We start from the raw sequence: 16,923 nt of genomic DNA on the forward strand, positions 1-16,923 counted from the left end.
GTCGTACGGTGTCCGGGGTCAGGGTCACGGCGGCTCACGATCGCGCCGCCGGCCCGGTCACAGATGCTTGTACACGTCTTCGAGGCTCAGCCCCTTGGCCACCATCATCACCTGCAGGTGGTAGAGCAGCTGGGAGATCTCCTCGGCCGCCTCGTCCTGGGTCTCGTACTCGCAGGCCATCCAGACCTCCGCGGCTTCCTCGACCACCTTCTTGCCGATACCGTGAACGCCGCGATCCAGCTCGGCCACCGTGCCCGAGCCCTCGGGGCGTTCCTGGGCCTTCTGGGTGACCTCGGCAAAGAGCTGTTCGAAAGTTTTCACGGCCCAACCTTAGCCGCCCGGGACGACGTCCCGGAAACTCGCCCTTGGCCCGCATGGCATCCGCCGGCCCGCCACCGCCCGAAGGGACTCGCCCTGAAAAGAGAAGTCCCCGCCGGCCCGTGGGCCGGCGGGGACTTCTAAGACTGCTGCAGCTCAGTGCGCGTGATCACCGGTGCTGTACTCGTAGACCAGACCGAGCAGTCCGACGATCGCGAACGGAACCGCCAGGCCGACGATCCACCAGTCGATCGCAAGGCCCAGCACCAGGATGGTGCAGGCTCCGCCGATCAGCAGGGGCCACCAGCTCCACGGCGAGAAGTGCCCGTAGTCGCCGGCCGCCTGGGAGATCTCACCGGAGAGGTCGTCCTCCGGCAGGATGGCCTTGGTGGACCGCAGGACCAGCATCAGGTAGATGGCCAACATGAAGCACATGGCGCCGGTAGCAAGGAGAGCGGGGAACCCGGCCAATTCATTGAAACCGGTGACGAACCCATAAACGACGCCAGCACCGAGCGCGAACACGCCGACGATCCAGAGCGTATGGATAGTTGCCTTCATCGATACATCAGCCCTTCGTGCCAGCGTGGGTGTTAATGGACCGCTGAGGCGAGCCCTGGGCCAGCTCAGGGTGGTGGAGATCCAGTGCCGGCCGCTCCGAGCGGATCCGCGGCAGGGAGACGAAGTTGTGGCGCGGCGGCGGGCAGGAGGTCGCCCACTCGAGCGATCCGCCGAAGCCCCAGGGATCGTCGACCTCCACCTTCGGCGCGTTCTTGTGCGTGGTGTAGACGTTCCAGAACCACGGGATCATCGACACCGCCAGGAGCATCGCCCCGATAGTGGAGACCTCGTTCATCCACGCGAAGCCGTCCTCGGGCATGTAATCGGCGTAACGCCGCGGCATGCCGATCACGCCCAGCCAGTGCTGGATCAGGAAGGTCGTGTGGAAGCCGACGAACAGGATCCAGAAGTGGACCTTGCCGATGCGCTCGTTGAGCATCTTGCCGGTGAACTTGGGCCACCAGAAGTACAGCGCGGCGAACATCCCGAAGACCACGGTGCCGAAGAGCACGTAGTGGAAGTGCGCGACCACGAAGTAGGAGTCGGAGACGTGGAAGTCCAGCGGCGGGGTGGCCAGGATCACGCCGGTGACACCGCCGAAGAGGAAGGTGAACATGAAGCCGAGCACCCAGAGCATGGGGGTCTCGAACGTGAGCGACCCCTGCCACATCGTGCCGATCCAGTTGAAGAACTTCACACCCGTCGGGACGGCGATCATCATCGTCATGAACGAGAAGAACCCGAGCAGCACCGAGCCGGTGACGTACATGTGGTGGGCCCACACGGTCACGGACAGAGCGGCGATCGCGATGGTCGCGAAGACCAGGCCCTTGTAGCCGAACAGCGGCTTACGCGAGAAGACCGGCAGGATCTCCGAGATAATCCCGAAGAACGGCAGGGCGAGGACGTAGACCTCCGGGTGGCCGAAGAACCAGAACAGGTGCTGCCAGAGGATCGCCCCACCGGCTTCGGCGTCGAAGATATGCCCGCCGAGCCGCCGGTCCATCCCCAGGGCGAACAGCGCCGCTGCCAGCGGGGGAAAGATCATGATGACCAGCAGCGCGGTCACCAGAGTGGTCCACACGAACACCGGCATACGCCACATGGTCATGCCCGGGGCGCGCATGCACAGGATGGTGGTGATGAAGTTGACGCCGCCCATGATGGTGCCGAAGCCCTGCAGGGCCAGGCCGAAGACCCATAGGTCACCACCCACCCCTGGCGAGAACGTCGTGGAGTTCAGCGGCGCATAGGCGAACCAGCCGAACGAGGCCGCGCCCTGCGGGGTGATGAAACCTGCGATGGCCACCAGGGAGCCGAACAGGAAGAACCAGAAGGCCACGGCGTTCAGGCGCGGGAAGGCGACGTCGGGCGCGCCGATCTGCAACGGGACGATGACGTTGGCCAGGCCCACGAAGAACGGGGTGCCGAACATCAGCAGCATGATCGTGCCGTGCATGGTGAACAGCTGGTTGTACTGCTCCTTGGTCTCCAGGATCTGCATCCCGGGAGCGAAGAGCTCGGCACGGATCAGCAGCGCCATGACGCCGCCGACGCAGAAGAACACGAAGGCCGCGATCAGGTACATGTACCCGATGGTCTTGTGGTCGGTTGAGGTCAGCCAGTTGACGATGATCCGACCCTTGGAGCGCGGCACCACGCGGGGCGCGACGGCTGCGGACTCATCGGCTGAGTACTCGAAAGTAGACATCTTCAGCCCCTTAGTTTTCGTTGTAGCTGTCGTAGCTCGAGCCGACAGGGTTGTCGCGCATGATGGCACCCTCCGGTTCCTCGTTCACGTTGCGCCCGTACTCGGAACCGAGCTGACCCGAGTTGCCCTGGTCGCGCAGCTGCTGCATCTGGCTGTCGTACTCGGCCTGGGAGACGACCTCGACGTTGAAGAGCATTTCGGAGTGGTACTCGCCGCACAGCTCCGCGCACTTGCCCTGGAACGTGCCCTCGCGTTCGGTGTGGAAGCTCATGTGGTTGGTGCGGTTCGGGATCATGTCGATCTTCTCGAGGAAGGCCGGGACCCAGAAGGAGTGGATGACGTCGCGCGAGGAGAGCTCCACCTCGACGTCGCTGTCGACGGGCAGGTAGAGGGTCGGCAGGGTCTCCTCGACGCCTTCGGCGCCGTCGGTGTTGAGGTGCGCCTGCGTACCGGAGTAGTAGACGTCGTCATCGACGTAGTTGAAGTCCCAGGCCCACTGCTTGCCGATGACCTGGATGGTGACATCGGGGTTCTCGTGCCGGGGGATGATCTGGGTCAGCGCCCGCTCGGAGAAGAAGAACAGGGAGACGACCAGGGCGATCGGGACGATCGTGTAGAAGATCTCCAGGGGCAGGTGATAGGCCACCTGCCGGGGGTAGCCGACCTCGTTCTTGCGACGGCGGTAGGCCACCATGCACCAGAGCATGAGGCCCCAGGCCACGAGGCCCACGACCAGGGCGGCGACCCAGGAACCGACCCACAGATCCATGATCTGCTGAGCGTTGTCGGTGGGGGCGGAATCCCCGATCGGCATCCAGCCGTTGCGGACTTCCTGACTACAGCCCGTCAGGGCTAGGACTGCAATAGCTCCGAGGCCGGATAGCTTCAGCGCCCTGGTGCGACGGCTGTCGGTTCGGGGATGCGAACTCACAGACGGCCCTTCCTCTTTTGGTGGTGCGCCAGGCACGGAGATATGGGACGACTCCGGCCGAGGCATGCTGTTTCCCCATGAGCTTACCCCCTGCACTGGCGCTGTGCTGACACTGTGTCAGTCAGTGTGTCCGCGTCCCGGAGACCGGGCTGCCCCGTGTCCGGGACGCCCGCCGCGGGCGGTCGCGGACAGAGCAAGGCCCCGCGCACTCGTGCGAGTGCGCGGGGCCTTGACGTGCCGCTTCGGCGGAGGCGTGCTCAGTGGAAGGAGTCACCGCACGCGCAGGAACCCTGTGCGTTGGGGTTGTCGATCGAGAAGCCCTGCTTCTGGATCGTGTCCTCGAAGTCGATGGTCGAGCCCTCCAGATAGGGCACCGACATCTTGTCCACGATGACCTCGACCCCGTCGAAGCCCTTGACGGCGTCCCCGTCCAGGACGCGCTCGTCGAAGTAGAGCTGATAGATCAGCCCCGAGCAGCCTCCGGGCTGCACGGCCACCCGCAGGCGGAGGTCGGTGCGGCCCTCCTGCTCCAGCAGGGCGCTGACCTTCTGGGCGGCAACGTCCGTGAGGTTGACACCGTGGACCGGCAGGCCCTCGGTGGTGACGTTCTCGGTGGTGACGCTCATGCGTTGATCTCCTCCATACGTGCGGCGGGCACGATCTCAGCGCCCGTCCTGGGCTCGTAACGGTGCAACCACGCAACCGTGGATTTCATTCCGGCTGTGTTCCCCGGTTCGGTCCAGCCTACGCCCGTGCCCTGCTGGCCAGCCACAGCGCCTCGGCGAGGATCACCCTCCGGAAGTCCTCGATGTGCAACGACTCGTCGATCCCGTGCGCCCGGGTGTCGGGATCCTCCACCCCGGTGATCAGGATCGCCGCCTGCGGATACGCCTCCTTCAGCGAAGCGGTGAACGGGATCGAGCCGCCCATGCCCGCCTGGAGGACCTCCGTGCCCCATGCCTGGCCGAGGGCGCGGATGAGGTCCTGCGCCGCCGGCGATCCGGTGTCGGTGCTGAACGGCTGCCCCAGCTCGTGGATCTCGACATCCACCCGGGCGCCGAACGGCGCGTGCGAGGTGAGGTGGTCGGCCAGGGCCCGTGCGGCCGCCGCGGGATCCTGTCCGGGTGCGATGCGCAGCGACACCTTGGCGCGGGCAGCGGGTGCGATCGTATTGGAGGCCACCGCCACCGCGGTCGAGTCGATGCCGGTCACGGCCAGCGCAGGCTGGCTCCATAGCCTGGAGGTGACGCTCCCCCGCCCCGCGAGGCGCACGCCGTCCAGCATGCCCGCGTCCGCCCGGAAGCGGTCCTCCGGATAGTCGATCCCGGGCTCGTCCGCATGGTCCAGGCCTTCGACGGCCACCGCGCCGTCGTCGTCGTGCAGGGTCGCGATCAGTCGGGCGAGCAAGGTGTTGGCGTCCAGGACCGGCCCGCCGTAGACACCGGAGTGCAGGGCGTGGTCGAGCGCCCGTACCGTGACCTCGGCGCCGACGACCCCTCGCAGCCCGGTGGTCAGCGTGGGTGCTCCCACCTCCCAGTTGGAGGAATCGGCGATGATGATGGCGTCCGCCGCGAGTTCATGGCGGTGCCGGTCCAGGAACTGCTCGAAATGCGGGGAACCGGCCTCTTCCTCGCCCTCGACGAAGACGGTGATCCCGAGCCCGTGGTCGTCGCCGAGCACCTCCCGCAGCACGCGGACGGCCCCGACATGGGCCATCACCCCTGCCTTGTCGTCCGCGGCTCCGCGCCCGTACAGGCGCCCGTCCCGTTCGACGGCGGAGAACGGATCCGAATGCCAGGCCCCGAGGTCTCCGGGAGGCTGGACGTCGTGATGCGCGTACAGCAGCACCGTGGGCCTACCGGGCGCCGCCGCGCGGTGGGCGATGACCGCCGGGTGGAGATCGGCGCCGTCGGCCGGCAGGATCTCCACGGAGTCGAAGCCCTCGGCGGCGAGCAGGGACTCGACGGCCTGGGCGCTGCGCATCAGATCGGCGGGGTCGAAGGCCTCCCACGCGATGCCGGGGATGGCCACCAGTTCCTTGAGGTCTTCCAGGACGCGACCGAACAGATCGTCGTTGACTTTCCTGAAGACCGCCACGTCGGGGGTATCGGTCGAGGGGCCGTCGGCCTGCCCGGAAGGAGATTCGTTGTGGGTCATATCCCGAGCTTAGGCAACGTCCCCCGGTGATCGCTGCCCGTTGTTCCGCGCGTGCGGTGCCGGGCGGGGTCGCTCTCCGGTATTCTTGGGCGGGTGTTTGGACGTAATAAGAAGACTGAAGCCGATCCCGAGCCCGCCGAGAATCCCGCAGCCGAGGCCGATGACGCCCACGGCAGGCGCGGTGTGACCGAGAGCAAGGGCCGTCCGACACCCAGCCGGCGGCAGCAGGAGGCCGCTCGCCACCAGCCCCTCGTGCCCAAGGATCGTAAGGCCGCCAAGGTCAACGAGCGTCAGGCCCGTCGTGAGGACCGCCTGTACGCCCAGCGCCGGATGGCCTCGGGGGACGAGCGCTACCTGCCCCAGCGCGACCGGGGCGCCCAGCGCGCCTTCATCCGCGACTGGGTCGACGCCCGTTTCTGCATGGCCGAGATGCTCATGCCGATCGCCATCCTCGCGCTGGTCTTCATGCTGATCCCCACCGGCCTGCAGGAGATCGGCATGGCCGCCTTCTACGCCCTGCTGGTCATGGTCGTGCTCGACTCCCTGCTGATGGTCACGGGCCTCAAGCGCGCCGTCCGCAACAAGTTCGGGACCGTTCAGTCCGGCTCCGGGTTCTACGCGCTGACCCGCAGCATCAACTGGCGTTCGACGCGTATGCCGCGGCCCCGGGTCCGCAGGGGCCAGCGCCCGTCCTGACCCGGATCCGTCAGGGCCTGCCCATCCGCAGGGAGCGCAGGCCTCTGACGATACGAGCCGCCCAGAGAGGGCCCTCGTACAGGAACGCGGTATATCCCTGGACCAGGTCGGCCCCCGCGGCGAGGGTGTCCTCGGCGTCCTGGGCCGTGGTCACGCCGCCGACGCCGATGAGGGTCAGCCTCTCCCCCACGTGCCCGCGCAGGTGACGGATCACCTCCAGGCAACGGTGCCGCAGCGGCTCCCCCGACAGCCCGCCGGCCCCGCAGGCGGCCACCGTACCGGGATCCGACAGCAGGCCCAGCCCGTCGCGGGCGATGGTGGTGTTCGTCGCCACGATCCCGTCGAGCCCCAGTTCCAGGCAGAGGTCGGCGACGGCGGTGACGTCCTCGTCCGCCAGGTCCGGGGCGATCTTGACCAGGAGCGGAACCCTCTTCCCGGCGGCGGCGGTGGATTCCTCACGCACCGCGGTCAGGATCGGGCGCAGGGACTCCACGGCCTGCAGCTCCCGCAGGCCGGGGGTGTTCGGGGAGGACACGTTGACGACCATGTAGTCCGCCACGGGAGCCAGCTCCCGGGTGGAGATCCGGTAGTCCTCCACCGCGTCCTCGAGCGCGACCGCCTTGGTCTTGCCGATGTTCACCCCGATGATCGGCCGGGTCCTGCCCGCCCAGTCATTCCGGAACGACTCCAGGGCGCGGGAGACCCGCGGTGCGACGGCCGCGGCGCCGTCGTTGTTGAAGCCCATCCGGTTGATCACGGCCTTGTCCTCCACCAGGCGGAACAGGCGGGGCTTGGGGTTGCCGGGCTGCGCCCGTCCGGTCACCGTCCCGATCTCGACGTGGCCGAAACCGAGGTCGGCCAGGGCGGCGACTCCGGTGGCGCCCTTGTCGAAGCCCGCCGCCAGGCCGAACCGGGAGGGGAAGGAGAGTCCCATGACCTCGACCGCCTGCTGGGACGCGGGCCGGGTGAAGAGGCGGAGCACCCGCGAGACGCCGGACTTCCGGCAGGCCTTGACCCCCAGGAAACCGACGCGGTGGGCCTGTTCCGGGTCCATCCACGAGAAGCACACTTTGAAGAACGTAGGGTAGAGGCGCATGGGGCAAGTCTTCCATGCCGGACCGGTGAAGACCGTGCAGAAGGGTGCTCAGGAGGACGGTGACATGGTCTCTGGGATAGTGTCGTGGGGCCCGGATGTCCTGGGGCCGTCCTTCAGCGCCTCGTCCTTCGCCGTCGCGGGCCGGGGCGAGCACACCTCCGCCACGCTGGTGCGCTACGAACCCGGTCGCGGGCCGGCTACCCGGGGCACCGTGCTCTACGTCCACGGCTGGTCCGACTACTTCGCCAATCCCGAGCTCGCCCGGACGGTGACGGCCGCCGGGTTCCGTTTCTACGCGCTGGACCTCCACGGCTACGGACGCAACCTCACGGACGAGGTCCTGGCCTCCGGCCACATCCCCGGACTGGCCACCGATCTGCGCGAATACTGGCCGGACTTCCAGGCGGCCCGCGAGGTCATGATGGCCGACGGCGCCGCCGTCGATCCCCGTCATCTCGTGGTCCTGGCGCATTCCACGGGCAGCCTGACCATGTCGCTGCTGCTGATGGAGCACCCGGGGCAGGTGGCGGGCCTGGGGCTGGCGACGCCGTGGATCGCCCCGCACGGCTTCCCTTGGATCGACCGGCTGGTCCTGGCCGCGGCCGGGCTGCTCCCCGAGCGGTTCCACGACCGGAGGTTGCCGGTCCGCGCCAACACGCACTACCACCGCACGCTGTCCTCGACCCGCGACGGCGTGTGGGAGGTCGATCCCCGATGGCGGCCCGAACGTTCGTTTCCCATCACCCCCAGCCTGCTCACCTCCACCGCGCAGGCCAGGGAGCGGCTCCTGGACCTCCACGCCGACGGGCGCGACGTAGGGGCGCCCGTGCTGGTCCAGACCTCCAAGCGCAGCCTGCTGCTGCCCTGGTGGGACGAGCGCAAGCACGCCCGCGACAGCGTCCTGGACGTCAAGGCCATCCGGCGGCGCAGCACCGTCCTCCATCCCGCGCCGAAGGTCATCTCCTACGACGGGGCGATCCACGACGTGCACCGCTCGGCGACGCCGATCCGGGAGCAGGCCTTCCGGGATCTGCAGCAATGGCTGGGCGAGCTGGATCTGGGGTGACCTCCGGCCCGCCGGTTGCCGGCGGGCCGTTCCTCACGCCTTGCGCTGGGGCTTGTCCACTGCGGCGCCGTAGCGCCGGTCCCTCCTGGCGTAATCCTCCACGGCGGCCCACAGCGTGAGCCGATCGACGTCCGGCCACAGCACGTCCTGGAAGACCATCTCCGCATATGCGGACTGCCACAGCAGGAAGTTCGAGATCCTCTGCTCACCGGACGAGCGCAGGAAGAGATCGACGTCCGGCAGATCCGGTTCGTCCAGGTAGGACCGCACGGTGGTCTCGTCGACCTTCTTGGGGTTGAGCAGCCCCGCTGCGGCGTCACGGGCGATGGCCGCGGCGGCGTCGGCTATCTCGGCACGGCCCCCGTAGTTGACGCACATGGTCAGCGTGGTGACGTCGTGATCCCGGGTCTCCCGTTCCGCCGTCTCCAGCCGGTCGATCACGGAGCGCCACAGCCTCGGCCTGCGCCCGGCCCACCGGATCCGCACGCCCCATTCGTGGAACGTGGCCAGTTGCCGCTGCATGACCTCGGCCGTGAAGTTCATGATGAAGCTGACCTCCGACGGCGATCGCTTCCAGTTCTCCGTGGAGAACGCGTAGGCGGAGACGTACGGGATGCCCATCTCGATCGCACCAGCCACCACGTCGACGAGCGCCCGCTCGCCCGCTCGGTGCCCCTCGTTGCGGGAGAGCCCGCGCTCGTTGGCCCATCGTCCGTTGCCGTCCATGACGACCGCGACGTGCCGCGGTACGAAGGCGGGCGGGATCGAAGGCGGGGTAGCCCCCGTGGGATGCGGTGGGGGCGCGGTGAAGCGGGCCACGTCAATTCCTCTCAACCAGGTGCAGGGACCGAAGGGACTTCTCCAGGTGGAACTGGATGTAGGAGGTCACGACTCCGGCGGCCGCACGCCGGACCCGGGGAGCGGCGCCGTCCACGCGGGACCAGTCCCCCGTCAGCAGCGCTGACAGGTGGTCGAGGGTCTCCGGCCCCGGTGCCAAGGCGCCCGGCGGTCGGCAGTTCCCGCACACGACGCCGCCCAGGTCCGCGCTGAACGCATCGTGAGGACCCGGCGCGCCGCACCGGGCGCAGTCCGTGAACGACGGCGCCCACCCCGCCAGCGAGATCGCGCGCAGGAGATAGGAGTCGAGGACGGCCGCCGGCTCGTGCAGTCCGCGCGCCATCGCCGACAGCGCGCCGGTGAGCAGCAGATAGTGCTGGCGGGCCTCGCCGTCGTCGTCGGCCGTGATGCGTTCGGCGGCCTCCACCATCGCGGCGGCGGCGGTGAACTTGTCGTACGCGGCGGCGATCGGCGAGGCCCAGCCCTTCCTGCCGACGACCTGGGAGACGATGTCCAGGTTGCGGCCGTGGACCAGCTGCAGGTCGGAGACGTTGAAGGGTTCGAGCCGTGACCCGAAGCGCGAGGTGGTTCTCCTCACGCCCTTGGCCACGGCCCGAACCTGCCCGTGCTCACGGGTGAGCAGCACCACGATCCGGTCCGCCTCCCCCAGCGGGTAGGTGCGCAGCACCACCCCGGTGTCCCGGTAGGACCTGGAGGCGAAGGAGGTGGCACGAGGCATGGACGGGACGACCGCTTCCGGGCCTCAGACCAGCTGGGAGTCGCGGACGGCGCGGTTGACGGCCGACACGATGGCCTTGAGCGACGACCGAGTGGTCGAGGAGTCGATTCCAGCGCCCCACAGGATGCGTTCCCCGACCGCCAGCTCGACGTAGGAGGCCGCGTGGGCATCGGCTGCCGCGGAGAGCGTGTGCTCGCTGTAGTCCAGCAGCCGCAGGTCGATGCCCACCTCCTGGAAGACCTGGATCATGGCGTCGATGGGCCCGTTGCCGGTGCCGGTCCGCTCCACCTGACGGCCGTCGACCTCGAGCCCGATGTCCAGCCGGGTATCGCCGTCCGCCTCCGAGGTGGTGCGGATGCTGGTGATGAGGTAGCGGCCCCAGCGGGTCCCGGTACTGCCCGCGGGCAGGTACTCGTCCTGGAAGATGCCCCACAGGCGCTCCCCCGAGATCTCGGTGCCCGTGGTCTCCGTGTGCTTCTGCACGACGCCGGAGAACTCGATCTGCGCGCGCCGCGGCAGATCCAGGCCGTGATCGGTCTTGAGCAGGTAGGCCACGCCGCCCTTGCCGGACTGCGAGTTCACCCGGATCACGGCCTCGTAGCTGCGGCCCAGGTCCTTGGGGTCGATGGGCAGGTACGGTACCGCCCATTCGAGGTCCTCCGTGGAGACGCCCTGGTCCCGGGCGTCGTCGGCCATGGCCTCGAAACCCTTCTTGATGGCGTCCTGGTGCGAACCGGAGAAGGCGGTGAACACCAGATCGCCGCCGTACGGGGAGCGCTCGGGCACCGGCAGCTGGTTGCAATGCTCGACGGTGCGGCGGATCTCGTCGATGGAGGAGAAATCGATCTGCGGGTCGACGCCCTGGGTCAGCAGGTTCAGGCCCAGGGTCACCAGGTCGACGTTGCCGGTCCGCTCGCCGTTGCCGAACAGGCAGCCCTCGATCCGGTCCGCCCCGGCCAGGTACCCCAGCTCGGCCGCCGCCACGCCGGTGCCGCGATCGTTGTGGGGGTGCAGGGACAGGATCGTCGCATCCCGGTTGTAGAGGTTGCGGGTCATCCACTCGATGGAGTCCGCGTACACGTTGGGCGTGGCCATCTCGACCGTGGCGGGCAGGTTCAGGATCATCTCCCGGTCCCCGCCGATCTCGAAGGTCTCCGCCACCTCATTGGCGATACGGGCGGCGAACTCGAGCTCGGTTTCGGTGTAGGACTCCGGGGAGTACTCGTAGGTGACCGCGGTGTTCTTGAGCTGCTCCTCGTACTTCAGGCACAGCCGAGCGCCGGTCAGCGCGATGTCGACGATGCCGTCCTCGTCCTCGCGGAAGACCACCCTGCGCTGCAGCACCGAGGTGGAGTTGTACAGGTGCACGATGGCCTGCTTCGCGCCGTCGATGGCCTCGAAGGTCCGTTCGATCAGGTGCTCGCGCGCCTGGGTGAGCACCTGGATGGAGACGTCCTCGGGAATCCGGTCCTCCTCGATCAGGCGCCGGACGAAATCGAAGTCAGTCTGCGAGGCGGCGGGGAAGCCGACCTCGATCTCCTTGTAGCCCATGGCCACCAGGAGTTCGAACATCCGCAGCTTCCTGGCGGAGTCCATGGGGTCGATCAGTGCCTGGTTGCCGTCGCGCAGATCCACGGCGCACCAACGGGGTGCGGAGGTGATCACCTTGTCCGGCCAGGTCCTGTCCCTCATGTCGAAGGGCAGCTGCTCGTGATACGGACGGTACTTGTGGATCGGCATGCCAGAGGGCTGTTGGCGGTTTTGCATGGTATCGAGACCTGTTCTTTCCTGTCCCACGTGGCGTCACGTCCGAAGAAGGAGCTTCATGTCCCGAAGCTGCGCTGAGAGGAGGGACGTGACGGGCCGGGCATCACAGACACCGCAACGGGAGTCCGGCCCAAAGAGCGAGGTTCAGGACCCGTTGCGGCACCTAAGCAGAAGCATCTGGCCTGTGCGCATACGAGCAAGTTACCACTCTCGGCTCCGCATTGCCGACCGACTCACGGTCTGAGGTTCACTGCTGGCAGGTGAACTGTTCGGCCGTCTGGCCGGAGAACCCCTCGGGGACGGTGTTGTCCAGGTCCATGCGGTCCCCCGAGGTGAAGTCCTGGCCGATCGCCAGCTGGACCACCGTGGCGGGGTCACCGGAGGCCACCACCTGGGCGGAGGGGATCCCCAGCTCCTCGGCGACCTGCTGGGCGGCCGACTGCCAGCCCGGTCCGTAGAACACCTGGGTACCCGGCAGGGGGTCGATGGAATCGCCCTCGGCGGCCTGGGTGTATCCCGCCGCGGAGAGCACCTCGATCAGATCGGCGGCCCGCCCCTCCGTGTCCGAGGCGTCCACCACGTCGATCGCGATGTCGGACGGGTTGAACAGCAGGACCGACTCCTCCGGGGCGGCGGAGGGCGTGTCCGCGCCCTCGGGCTCCTCGGAGGGAGCGGCCGGGTCACCGGTCTCCGGGGAGGCTGAGCCCGCATCCGGCTCCGGCGACTGGGTCCCGCCGTTGCCCTGCGGGTCGGTCAGGGAGCCGTCCTCCTGCAGGGTGCGGAACAGGTCCTCGGCGGGCTCCTCGTCCAGCTCGAGGCGGTTGGGGTCCAGGGGATAGACCTTCGACGGCGCGGTGACGAACACGACGTTGGACAGGTCCACCCCGGACATCGTGCCCGCGATGCTCACGATGCGGGTGATATTGCCCAGTTCGTCGTCGACGTGGAGGTTGCGGGTCATCGCGTCGGCGATCTCGTAGAGCTTGCCCGGGTTGCCCAGGGTGCCCTCCTCCTTGATCTTCCGGGCGAGGGAGGCCATGAACTGCTGCTGGGAGCGGATCCGGGACTCGTCTCCGCCGTCGCCGAACGCGGCCCGCGACCTCAGGAAGGCCAGGGCCTGCTCCCCTTCGACCGTCGAGACGCCCGCGGGCAGCTTGAGGCCGGACTTGGGGTCGTCCACCTCCTGGTTGACGCAGACCTCGACGCCGCCCACCGTGCGGGACAGCTGGGTGACCGCGTTGAAGTCGGCGAGCATGAAGTGGTCGATGCTCAAGCCGGTGAAGTCGTTGATCGTGGCCACGGTGCATCCCGGCCCGCCGTTCTCCGCGGCCGTGTTGAGCATGGCCGATTCCATCGGCTCGAAGACCTCTCCCGTCTCCGGGTCCGTGCACTCGGGGATGTCGACCACGAGGTCGCGCGGGAAGGAGACCACGGTGACGTTCTCGCGGTTCTCCGAGATGTGCAGCAGCATCATGACGTCGGTGCGGCCGTCGCCGTTGCCGAACTCGACCTCGCCGTACTGGTCGTTGCCCTCGCCGACGCGGGTGTCGGAGCCCATGATGAGGATGTCCGTGGGGCCGTCGTCGCTGACCTGCTCGCCGCCCAGGTTCAGGGGACTGGTGGTGAGGTTCTGCTGGAGCCGGAACATCGTCAGGCCCCCGATGCCCACGACCACCACGAGCCCCAGTACGAGGCTGATGAGCGCCCACCGCAGCGCCCTGCTGCGTCCCGCCTTCGCACTCCAGTGGCGTCCGGCCTGCCGGGTGCCGGCCCAGGTGGTGCGCTCACCGTTCGGGGTGCGTGTGCTCACGGGCAGGTCTCCAAAGAAGTAGGCGGCGGTTCGGTCACATCGGATCGGGCGGCTGCCCGGGTGGATCCCGGGCCCTCCCGGACGGCCCTGAGGTTCGGGTCGACTCGGTTGAGAGTATCGCCGAGAGCTGCCGGATGGATATCGGGAGGATGGGATTTACGCCATGTCTTCCGTTTCCAGGGGTGAATTACGGCGGATTGTCCGGTGCCCCGCAGGCTCTGCATGACGGAACTCACACGGCGATCCCGCCGATGCGGGCCTTCCGCCTCGGTCCCCTCCCGGGAGCCGGGACGGGACCGAGGATCGGCAGGACCGAGGACTGGACACCGGGCCTAGAAACCGAGGCGCGAGAGCTGCCGGGGATCCCGCTGCCACTCTTTGGCCACCTTGACATGGAGGTCCAGGTAGACCTTCGTGCCCAGGAGCTTCTCGATGGACCGGCGGGCCGTCGAGCCGATCTCGCGCAGCCGTGAGCCGCCCTTGCCGATCACGATGGCCTTCTGCGACGGCCGCTCCACGTAGAGCGAGACGTGCACGTCCACCATGGGGTCGTCCTCCGGGCGGCCTTCCCTGGGGATCATGTCCTCGCACACCGCCGCCAGGGAATGCGGCAGCTCGTCACGAGCGCTTTCCAGGGCCGCCTCCCGGACGAGTTCGGCGATCATGGTCAGCTCGGGCTCGTCCGTGAGCTCGCCGTCCGGATACAGCGGCGGGGACACCGGCATGTGCGAGATCAGCAGGGCGGCCAGCTCGTTCACCTGGAAGCCGTCGACGGCGCTGACCGGGATCACGTCGGTGAAGCCGACGTCGGGCGGCACCGGCCTGGCCTCGTAGGAACGTCCCTTCTTCCGCGCGCGGATTCCCTTGCGCCGCTCCGTCTCGGCGAACTCCGCGGCCATGACCTCCCGGCCCAGGGCCTCGACGGCGATCAGCTGCTCGGTCAGCTCCCGCCGGCCCACCGTGTCGGTCTTGGTCACGATCGCCACGACGGGGCTTCCGTGCACCTGGGCCAGCTGCGCGGCGATGTACCTGTCCCCGGGGCCGATCTTCTCGTCGGCGGGGATGCACATTCCCAGGACGTCCACCTCGCTCAGCGTTTCCGAGACGAGGTCGTTGAGCCGCTCCCCCAGGAGGGTGCGCGGCCGGTGGATACCCGGGGTGTCGACCAGGACGAGCTGTCCGTCCTGGCGATGGACGATGCCGCGGATGGTGTGCCGGGTGGTCTGCGGCCGGTTGGAGGTGATGGCGATCTTCTCCCCGACCAGGGCGTTGGTCAGAGTGGACTTGCCGGCGTTGGGCCGGCCCGCCAGTACCGCGAACCCGGCCCTGAACTCGTCGTTCCCGGCCGTGAATTCCGTGCCCATGGAGGGCTCCTCTCCGCCGCTCATCGCATGGTCTCCGTGGGCGCGGGACGGCCCAGGAAGCTGGTGAGCAGGTCTCGTTGCAGATCGAACATGACCTGGCGCTCCTGGTCCTCCGCATGGTCATGGCCCAGCAGGTGCAGGATGCCGTGCACCGTGAGGAGGAAGAACTCGTCCTCCGTGGAGTGACCGGCGGCCTGTGCCTGGCGTGCCGCCACGGGCGGGCACAGCACGATGTCCCCCAGCGTGCCGTCCGCCGGTGTCTCTGCGGTCCCGGCCGAGAGCTCGTCCATGGGGAACGACAGGACGTCCGTGGGGCCCGGCAGGTCCATCCACTCCATGTGCAGCCGCGCCATCTCCTCCTCGTCCACCAGCGCGATGGACAGCTCGACCGAGTCGGCCAGGTGCAGGCGGGTGAAGCAGTGGCCGATCAGTGCCCGCTGGCGTTGCGGGTCGTAGGCCGCCCAGGCGTCGCGGTCGCCAGACTGCTCCTCTGGGAGCTCGTGGGGTTCGTACTGCATATCGATGTCGACGGTCATCCCGGTCTCACCCCCGCTCCTGCGTCTGTTCGGGATCCTTCTGCGGAGCCTGGCCGGGCGCATCGCCATGCCTGGCCTGCTTGCGCTGCCGGCGTTCGTTGCGCAGCCGGTTGGTGGCGTCGAAGTGCCCGTAGGCATCCACGATCTTGCCCACCAGCTCATGCCGGACCACGTCGTCGCTGTTCAGGGTCGGGAAGGCGATGTTGTCCACTCCTCGCAGGATGTGCTCGACCTGCCGCAGCCCGGAGGAGGTGCCACCCGGAAGGTCCACCTGGGTGACGTCGCCCGTCACCACGATCTTCGAGCCGAAGCCCAGGCGGGTCAGGAACATCTTCATCTGCTCGGGCGTGGTGTTCTGGGCCTCGTCCAGGATGATGAAGGCGTCGTTCAGCGTCCGCCCGCGCATGTAGGCCAGCGGGGCGACCTCGATGGTGCCCGCCTCCATGAGCTTGGGGATGGACTCGGGTTCCAGCATGTCGTGCAGGGCGTCGTAGAGGGGACGCAGGTACGGATCGATCTTGTCCGTCAGCGTGCCGGGCAGGAACCCCAGGCGTTCACCCGCCTCGACGGCCGGGCGGGTCAGGATGATCCGGGAGACCTCCTTGGCGTGCAGTGCCTGGACCGCCTTCGCCATGGCCAGATAGGTCTTCCCCGTTCCAGCCGGGCCGATGCCGAAGACCACGGTGTTCTGGTCGATGGCATCCGTGTACAGCTTCTGGTTGACCGTCTTGGGACGGATGGTGCGCCCGCGGGAGGACAGGATGTCCTGATTGAGCGCCGCGGAGGGGCGGGCCGCCGCGTCCCGGGCCAGGATGCCCAGCAACTGGGCGATGACCTGGGGAGTGATCAGCGTGCCCTTGCGAGCCAGCGCCTGCAGCTCCTCCAGGAGGGCCACGACGACGGCGGCGTCCTCGCCCCGGGCCTCGACCACGACCTGGAGGTCCTTGGCGAAGAGCCGGGTGCCGGGCCGGGCGAGCTCGATCTGGGTCAGTGCGGCGTCACCCTGTCCCAGGCACCGGACCATGGTCTCCCGGTCGGCGAAGGTCATCACGTGGCGTTCGCGATCCTGGCCGGTCCGCTGGGCGGCCGAGCGGTTCTCAGCCCGGTGACGGGTGGATGCAGTCGTGGGGTCGTGCATGGTGGCGGCCTCGGGGCCAACGCTCGCTTTCATGGTGTGTTCGTCGTCATTGGTTCAGGGTCTTCGTGAATCCCTGTCCGTGTGATCAGCGTACAACCGTCTAAGAACATTCCGATTTGGTATCGGTCCTCCGATTTCACCGGTCTGGGGGTGCAAGCCCGGAGGCCCGTATGTTTCGCTGAGCAGCGTTGTGCGC

Annotated in this window: 16 protein-coding genes; 2 read left to right on the plus strand and 14 right to left on the minus strand. The window is 68.1% G+C overall.

Translation table 11 applies throughout. The features are described 5' to 3' along the window. Positions 1 to 57: 57 nt before the first annotated feature. The 6 genes from FCK90_RS03660 to FCK90_RS03685 all read right to left on the minus strand — a co-directional run bounded on the left by FCK90_RS03660 (position 58) and on the right by FCK90_RS03685 (position 5,678). Positions 58 to 321 carry a phosphoribosyl-ATP diphosphatase gene (locus tag FCK90_RS03660; RefSeq protein ID WP_158032942.1) on the minus strand — a complete coding sequence of 88 codons (264 nt, stop codon included), beginning with the start codon at positions 319 to 321 and terminating at the stop codon, positions 58 to 60. 153 nt (positions 322 to 474) lie between these two features. After that, positions 475 to 879, minus strand: a complete 405-nt coding sequence (locus tag FCK90_RS03665; protein WP_158032943.1) for a cytochrome c oxidase subunit 4 — start codon at positions 877 to 879, stop codon at positions 475 to 477. 7 nt (positions 880 to 886) lie between these two features. After that, positions 887 to 2,590: an aa3-type cytochrome oxidase subunit I gene (gene ctaD / locus FCK90_RS03670; RefSeq protein WP_158032944.1), complete on the minus strand. Its 1,704-nt coding sequence runs from the start codon at positions 2,588 to 2,590 to the stop codon at positions 887 to 889. Between the two features lie 10 nt (positions 2,591 to 2,600). Then, positions 2,601 to 3,521 (minus strand): aa3-type cytochrome oxidase subunit II, encoded by a 921-nt coding sequence (gene ctaC, locus FCK90_RS03675; RefSeq protein WP_181954180.1) that lies wholly within the window; start codon positions 3,519 to 3,521, stop codon positions 2,601 to 2,603. Positions 3,522 to 3,778: 257 nt separating this feature from the next. Continuing rightward, complete coding sequence (locus FCK90_RS03680; protein WP_158032946.1) at positions 3,779 to 4,147, minus strand: HesB/IscA family protein; 369 nt, start codon at positions 4,145 to 4,147, stop codon at positions 3,779 to 3,781. A gap of 118 nt (positions 4,148 to 4,265) precedes the next feature. After that, positions 4,266 to 5,678, minus strand: a complete 1,413-nt coding sequence (locus FCK90_RS03685; RefSeq protein WP_158032947.1) for a dipeptidase — start codon at positions 5,676 to 5,678, stop codon at positions 4,266 to 4,268. Between the two features lie 93 nt (positions 5,679 to 5,771). Here FCK90_RS03685 and FCK90_RS03690 point away from each other — a divergent pair, with 93 nt between their 5' ends. Continuing rightward, positions 5,772 to 6,374 carry a DUF3043 domain-containing protein gene (locus tag FCK90_RS03690; protein WP_246179952.1) on the plus strand — a complete coding sequence of 201 codons (603 nt, stop codon included), beginning with the start codon at positions 5,772 to 5,774 and terminating at the stop codon, positions 6,372 to 6,374. A 10-nt stretch (positions 6,375 to 6,384) separates the two neighbouring features. On the opposite strand, the gene FCK90_RS03695 is transcribed toward FCK90_RS03690, so the two are convergent. After that, the gene (locus FCK90_RS03695) at positions 6,385 to 7,470 is read right to left on the minus strand and encodes a quinone-dependent dihydroorotate dehydrogenase (protein ID WP_158032948.1); all 1,086 of its coding nucleotides are present in this window, start codon (positions 7,468 to 7,470) and stop codon (positions 6,385 to 6,387) included. Between the two features lie 64 nt (positions 7,471 to 7,534). On the opposite strand from FCK90_RS03695, the gene FCK90_RS03700 reads away from it, so the two are divergent. Next, positions 7,535 to 8,536, plus strand: a complete 1,002-nt coding sequence (locus tag FCK90_RS03700) for an alpha/beta hydrolase (protein ID WP_181954181.1) — start codon at positions 7,535 to 7,537, stop codon at positions 8,534 to 8,536. Between the two features lie 33 nt (positions 8,537 to 8,569). On the opposite strand, the gene FCK90_RS03705 is transcribed toward FCK90_RS03700, so the two are convergent. The 7 genes from FCK90_RS03705 to FCK90_RS03735 form a co-directional block, all read right to left on the minus strand. Further along, positions 8,570 to 9,355, minus strand: coding sequence for an isoprenyl transferase (locus tag FCK90_RS03705; RefSeq protein ID WP_158032950.1), 786 nt, complete (start codon positions 9,353 to 9,355; stop codon positions 8,570 to 8,572). Position 9,356: 1 nt separating this feature from the next. Beyond that, positions 9,357 to 10,112: a DNA repair protein RecO gene (gene recO / locus FCK90_RS03710; protein ID WP_158032951.1), complete on the minus strand. Its 756-nt coding sequence runs from the start codon at positions 10,110 to 10,112 to the stop codon at positions 9,357 to 9,359. Positions 10,113 to 10,136: 24 nt separating this feature from the next. Further along, positions 10,137 to 11,879, minus strand: a complete 1,743-nt coding sequence (leuA, locus tag FCK90_RS03715; RefSeq protein WP_158032952.1) for a 2-isopropylmalate synthase — start codon at positions 11,877 to 11,879, stop codon at positions 10,137 to 10,139. A gap of 247 nt (positions 11,880 to 12,126) precedes the next feature. Further along, entirely contained in the window at positions 12,127 to 13,689 is a 1,563-nt protein-coding gene (locus FCK90_RS03720) for an LCP family protein (RefSeq protein ID WP_246179954.1), read from the minus strand. A 332-nt stretch (positions 13,690 to 14,021) separates the two neighbouring features. Next, complete coding sequence (locus FCK90_RS03725) at positions 14,022 to 15,053, minus strand: GTPase Era (RefSeq protein WP_158032954.1); 1,032 nt, start codon at positions 15,051 to 15,053, stop codon at positions 14,022 to 14,024. 20 nt (positions 15,054 to 15,073) lie between these two features. Continuing rightward, positions 15,074 to 15,589 carry an rRNA maturation RNase YbeY gene (ybeY, locus tag FCK90_RS03730; protein ID WP_158032955.1) on the minus strand — a complete coding sequence of 172 codons (516 nt, stop codon included), beginning with the start codon at positions 15,587 to 15,589 and terminating at the stop codon, positions 15,074 to 15,076. A 7-nt stretch (positions 15,590 to 15,596) separates the two neighbouring features. Next, positions 15,597 to 16,760 carry a PhoH family protein gene (locus tag FCK90_RS03735; protein WP_220433264.1) on the minus strand — a complete coding sequence of 388 codons (1,164 nt, stop codon included), beginning with the start codon at positions 16,758 to 16,760 and terminating at the stop codon, positions 15,597 to 15,599. Between the last annotated feature and the right edge of the window lie 163 nt (positions 16,761 to 16,923).

Origin of the sequence: Kocuria coralli (genome assembly GCF_008831305.1) — a bacterium.
GTDB classification, from domain to species: Bacteria; Actinomycetota; Actinomycetes; order Actinomycetales; family Micrococcaceae; genus Kocuria; species Kocuria coralli.

What these genes read in the sequence shown, in the direction of transcription:
- FCK90_RS03665 (WP_158032943.1), bottom strand. Translation starts at nt 879, where the DNA reads ATGAAGGCAACTATCCATACGCTCTGGATCGTCGGCGTGTTCGCGCTC.
- ctaD (WP_158032944.1), bottom strand. Translation starts at nt 2,590, where the DNA reads ATGTCTACTTTCGAGTACTCAGCCGATGAGTCCGCAGCCGTCGCGCCC.
- FCK90_RS03680 (WP_158032946.1), bottom strand. Translation starts at nt 4,147, where the DNA reads ATGAGCGTCACCACCGAGAACGTCACCACCGAGGGCCTGCCGGTCCAC.
- FCK90_RS03685 (WP_158032947.1), bottom strand. Translation starts at nt 5,678, where the DNA reads ATGACCCACAACGAATCTCCTTCCGGGCAGGCCGACGGCCCCTCGACC.
- FCK90_RS03695 (WP_158032948.1), bottom strand. Translation starts at nt 7,470, where the DNA reads ATGCGCCTCTACCCTACGTTCTTCAAAGTGTGCTTCTCGTGGATGGAC.
- FCK90_RS03700 (WP_181954181.1), top strand. Translation starts at nt 7,535, where the DNA reads ATGGTCTCTGGGATAGTGTCGTGGGGCCCGGATGTCCTGGGGCCGTCC.
- recO (WP_158032951.1), bottom strand. Translation starts at nt 10,112, where the DNA reads ATGCCTCGTGCCACCTCCTTCGCCTCCAGGTCCTACCGGGACACCGGG.
- leuA (WP_158032952.1), bottom strand. Translation starts at nt 11,879, where the DNA reads ATGCAAAACCGCCAACAGCCCTCTGGCATGCCGATCCACAAGTACCGT.
- FCK90_RS03725 (WP_158032954.1), bottom strand. Translation starts at nt 15,053, where the DNA reads ATGGGCACGGAATTCACGGCCGGGAACGACGAGTTCAGGGCCGGGTTC.
- ybeY (WP_158032955.1), bottom strand. Translation starts at nt 15,589, where the DNA reads ATGACCGTCGACATCGATATGCAGTACGAACCCCACGAGCTCCCAGAG.
- FCK90_RS03735 (WP_220433264.1), bottom strand. Translation starts at nt 16,760, where the DNA reads ATGAAAGCGAGCGTTGGCCCCGAGGCCGCCACCATGCACGACCCCACG.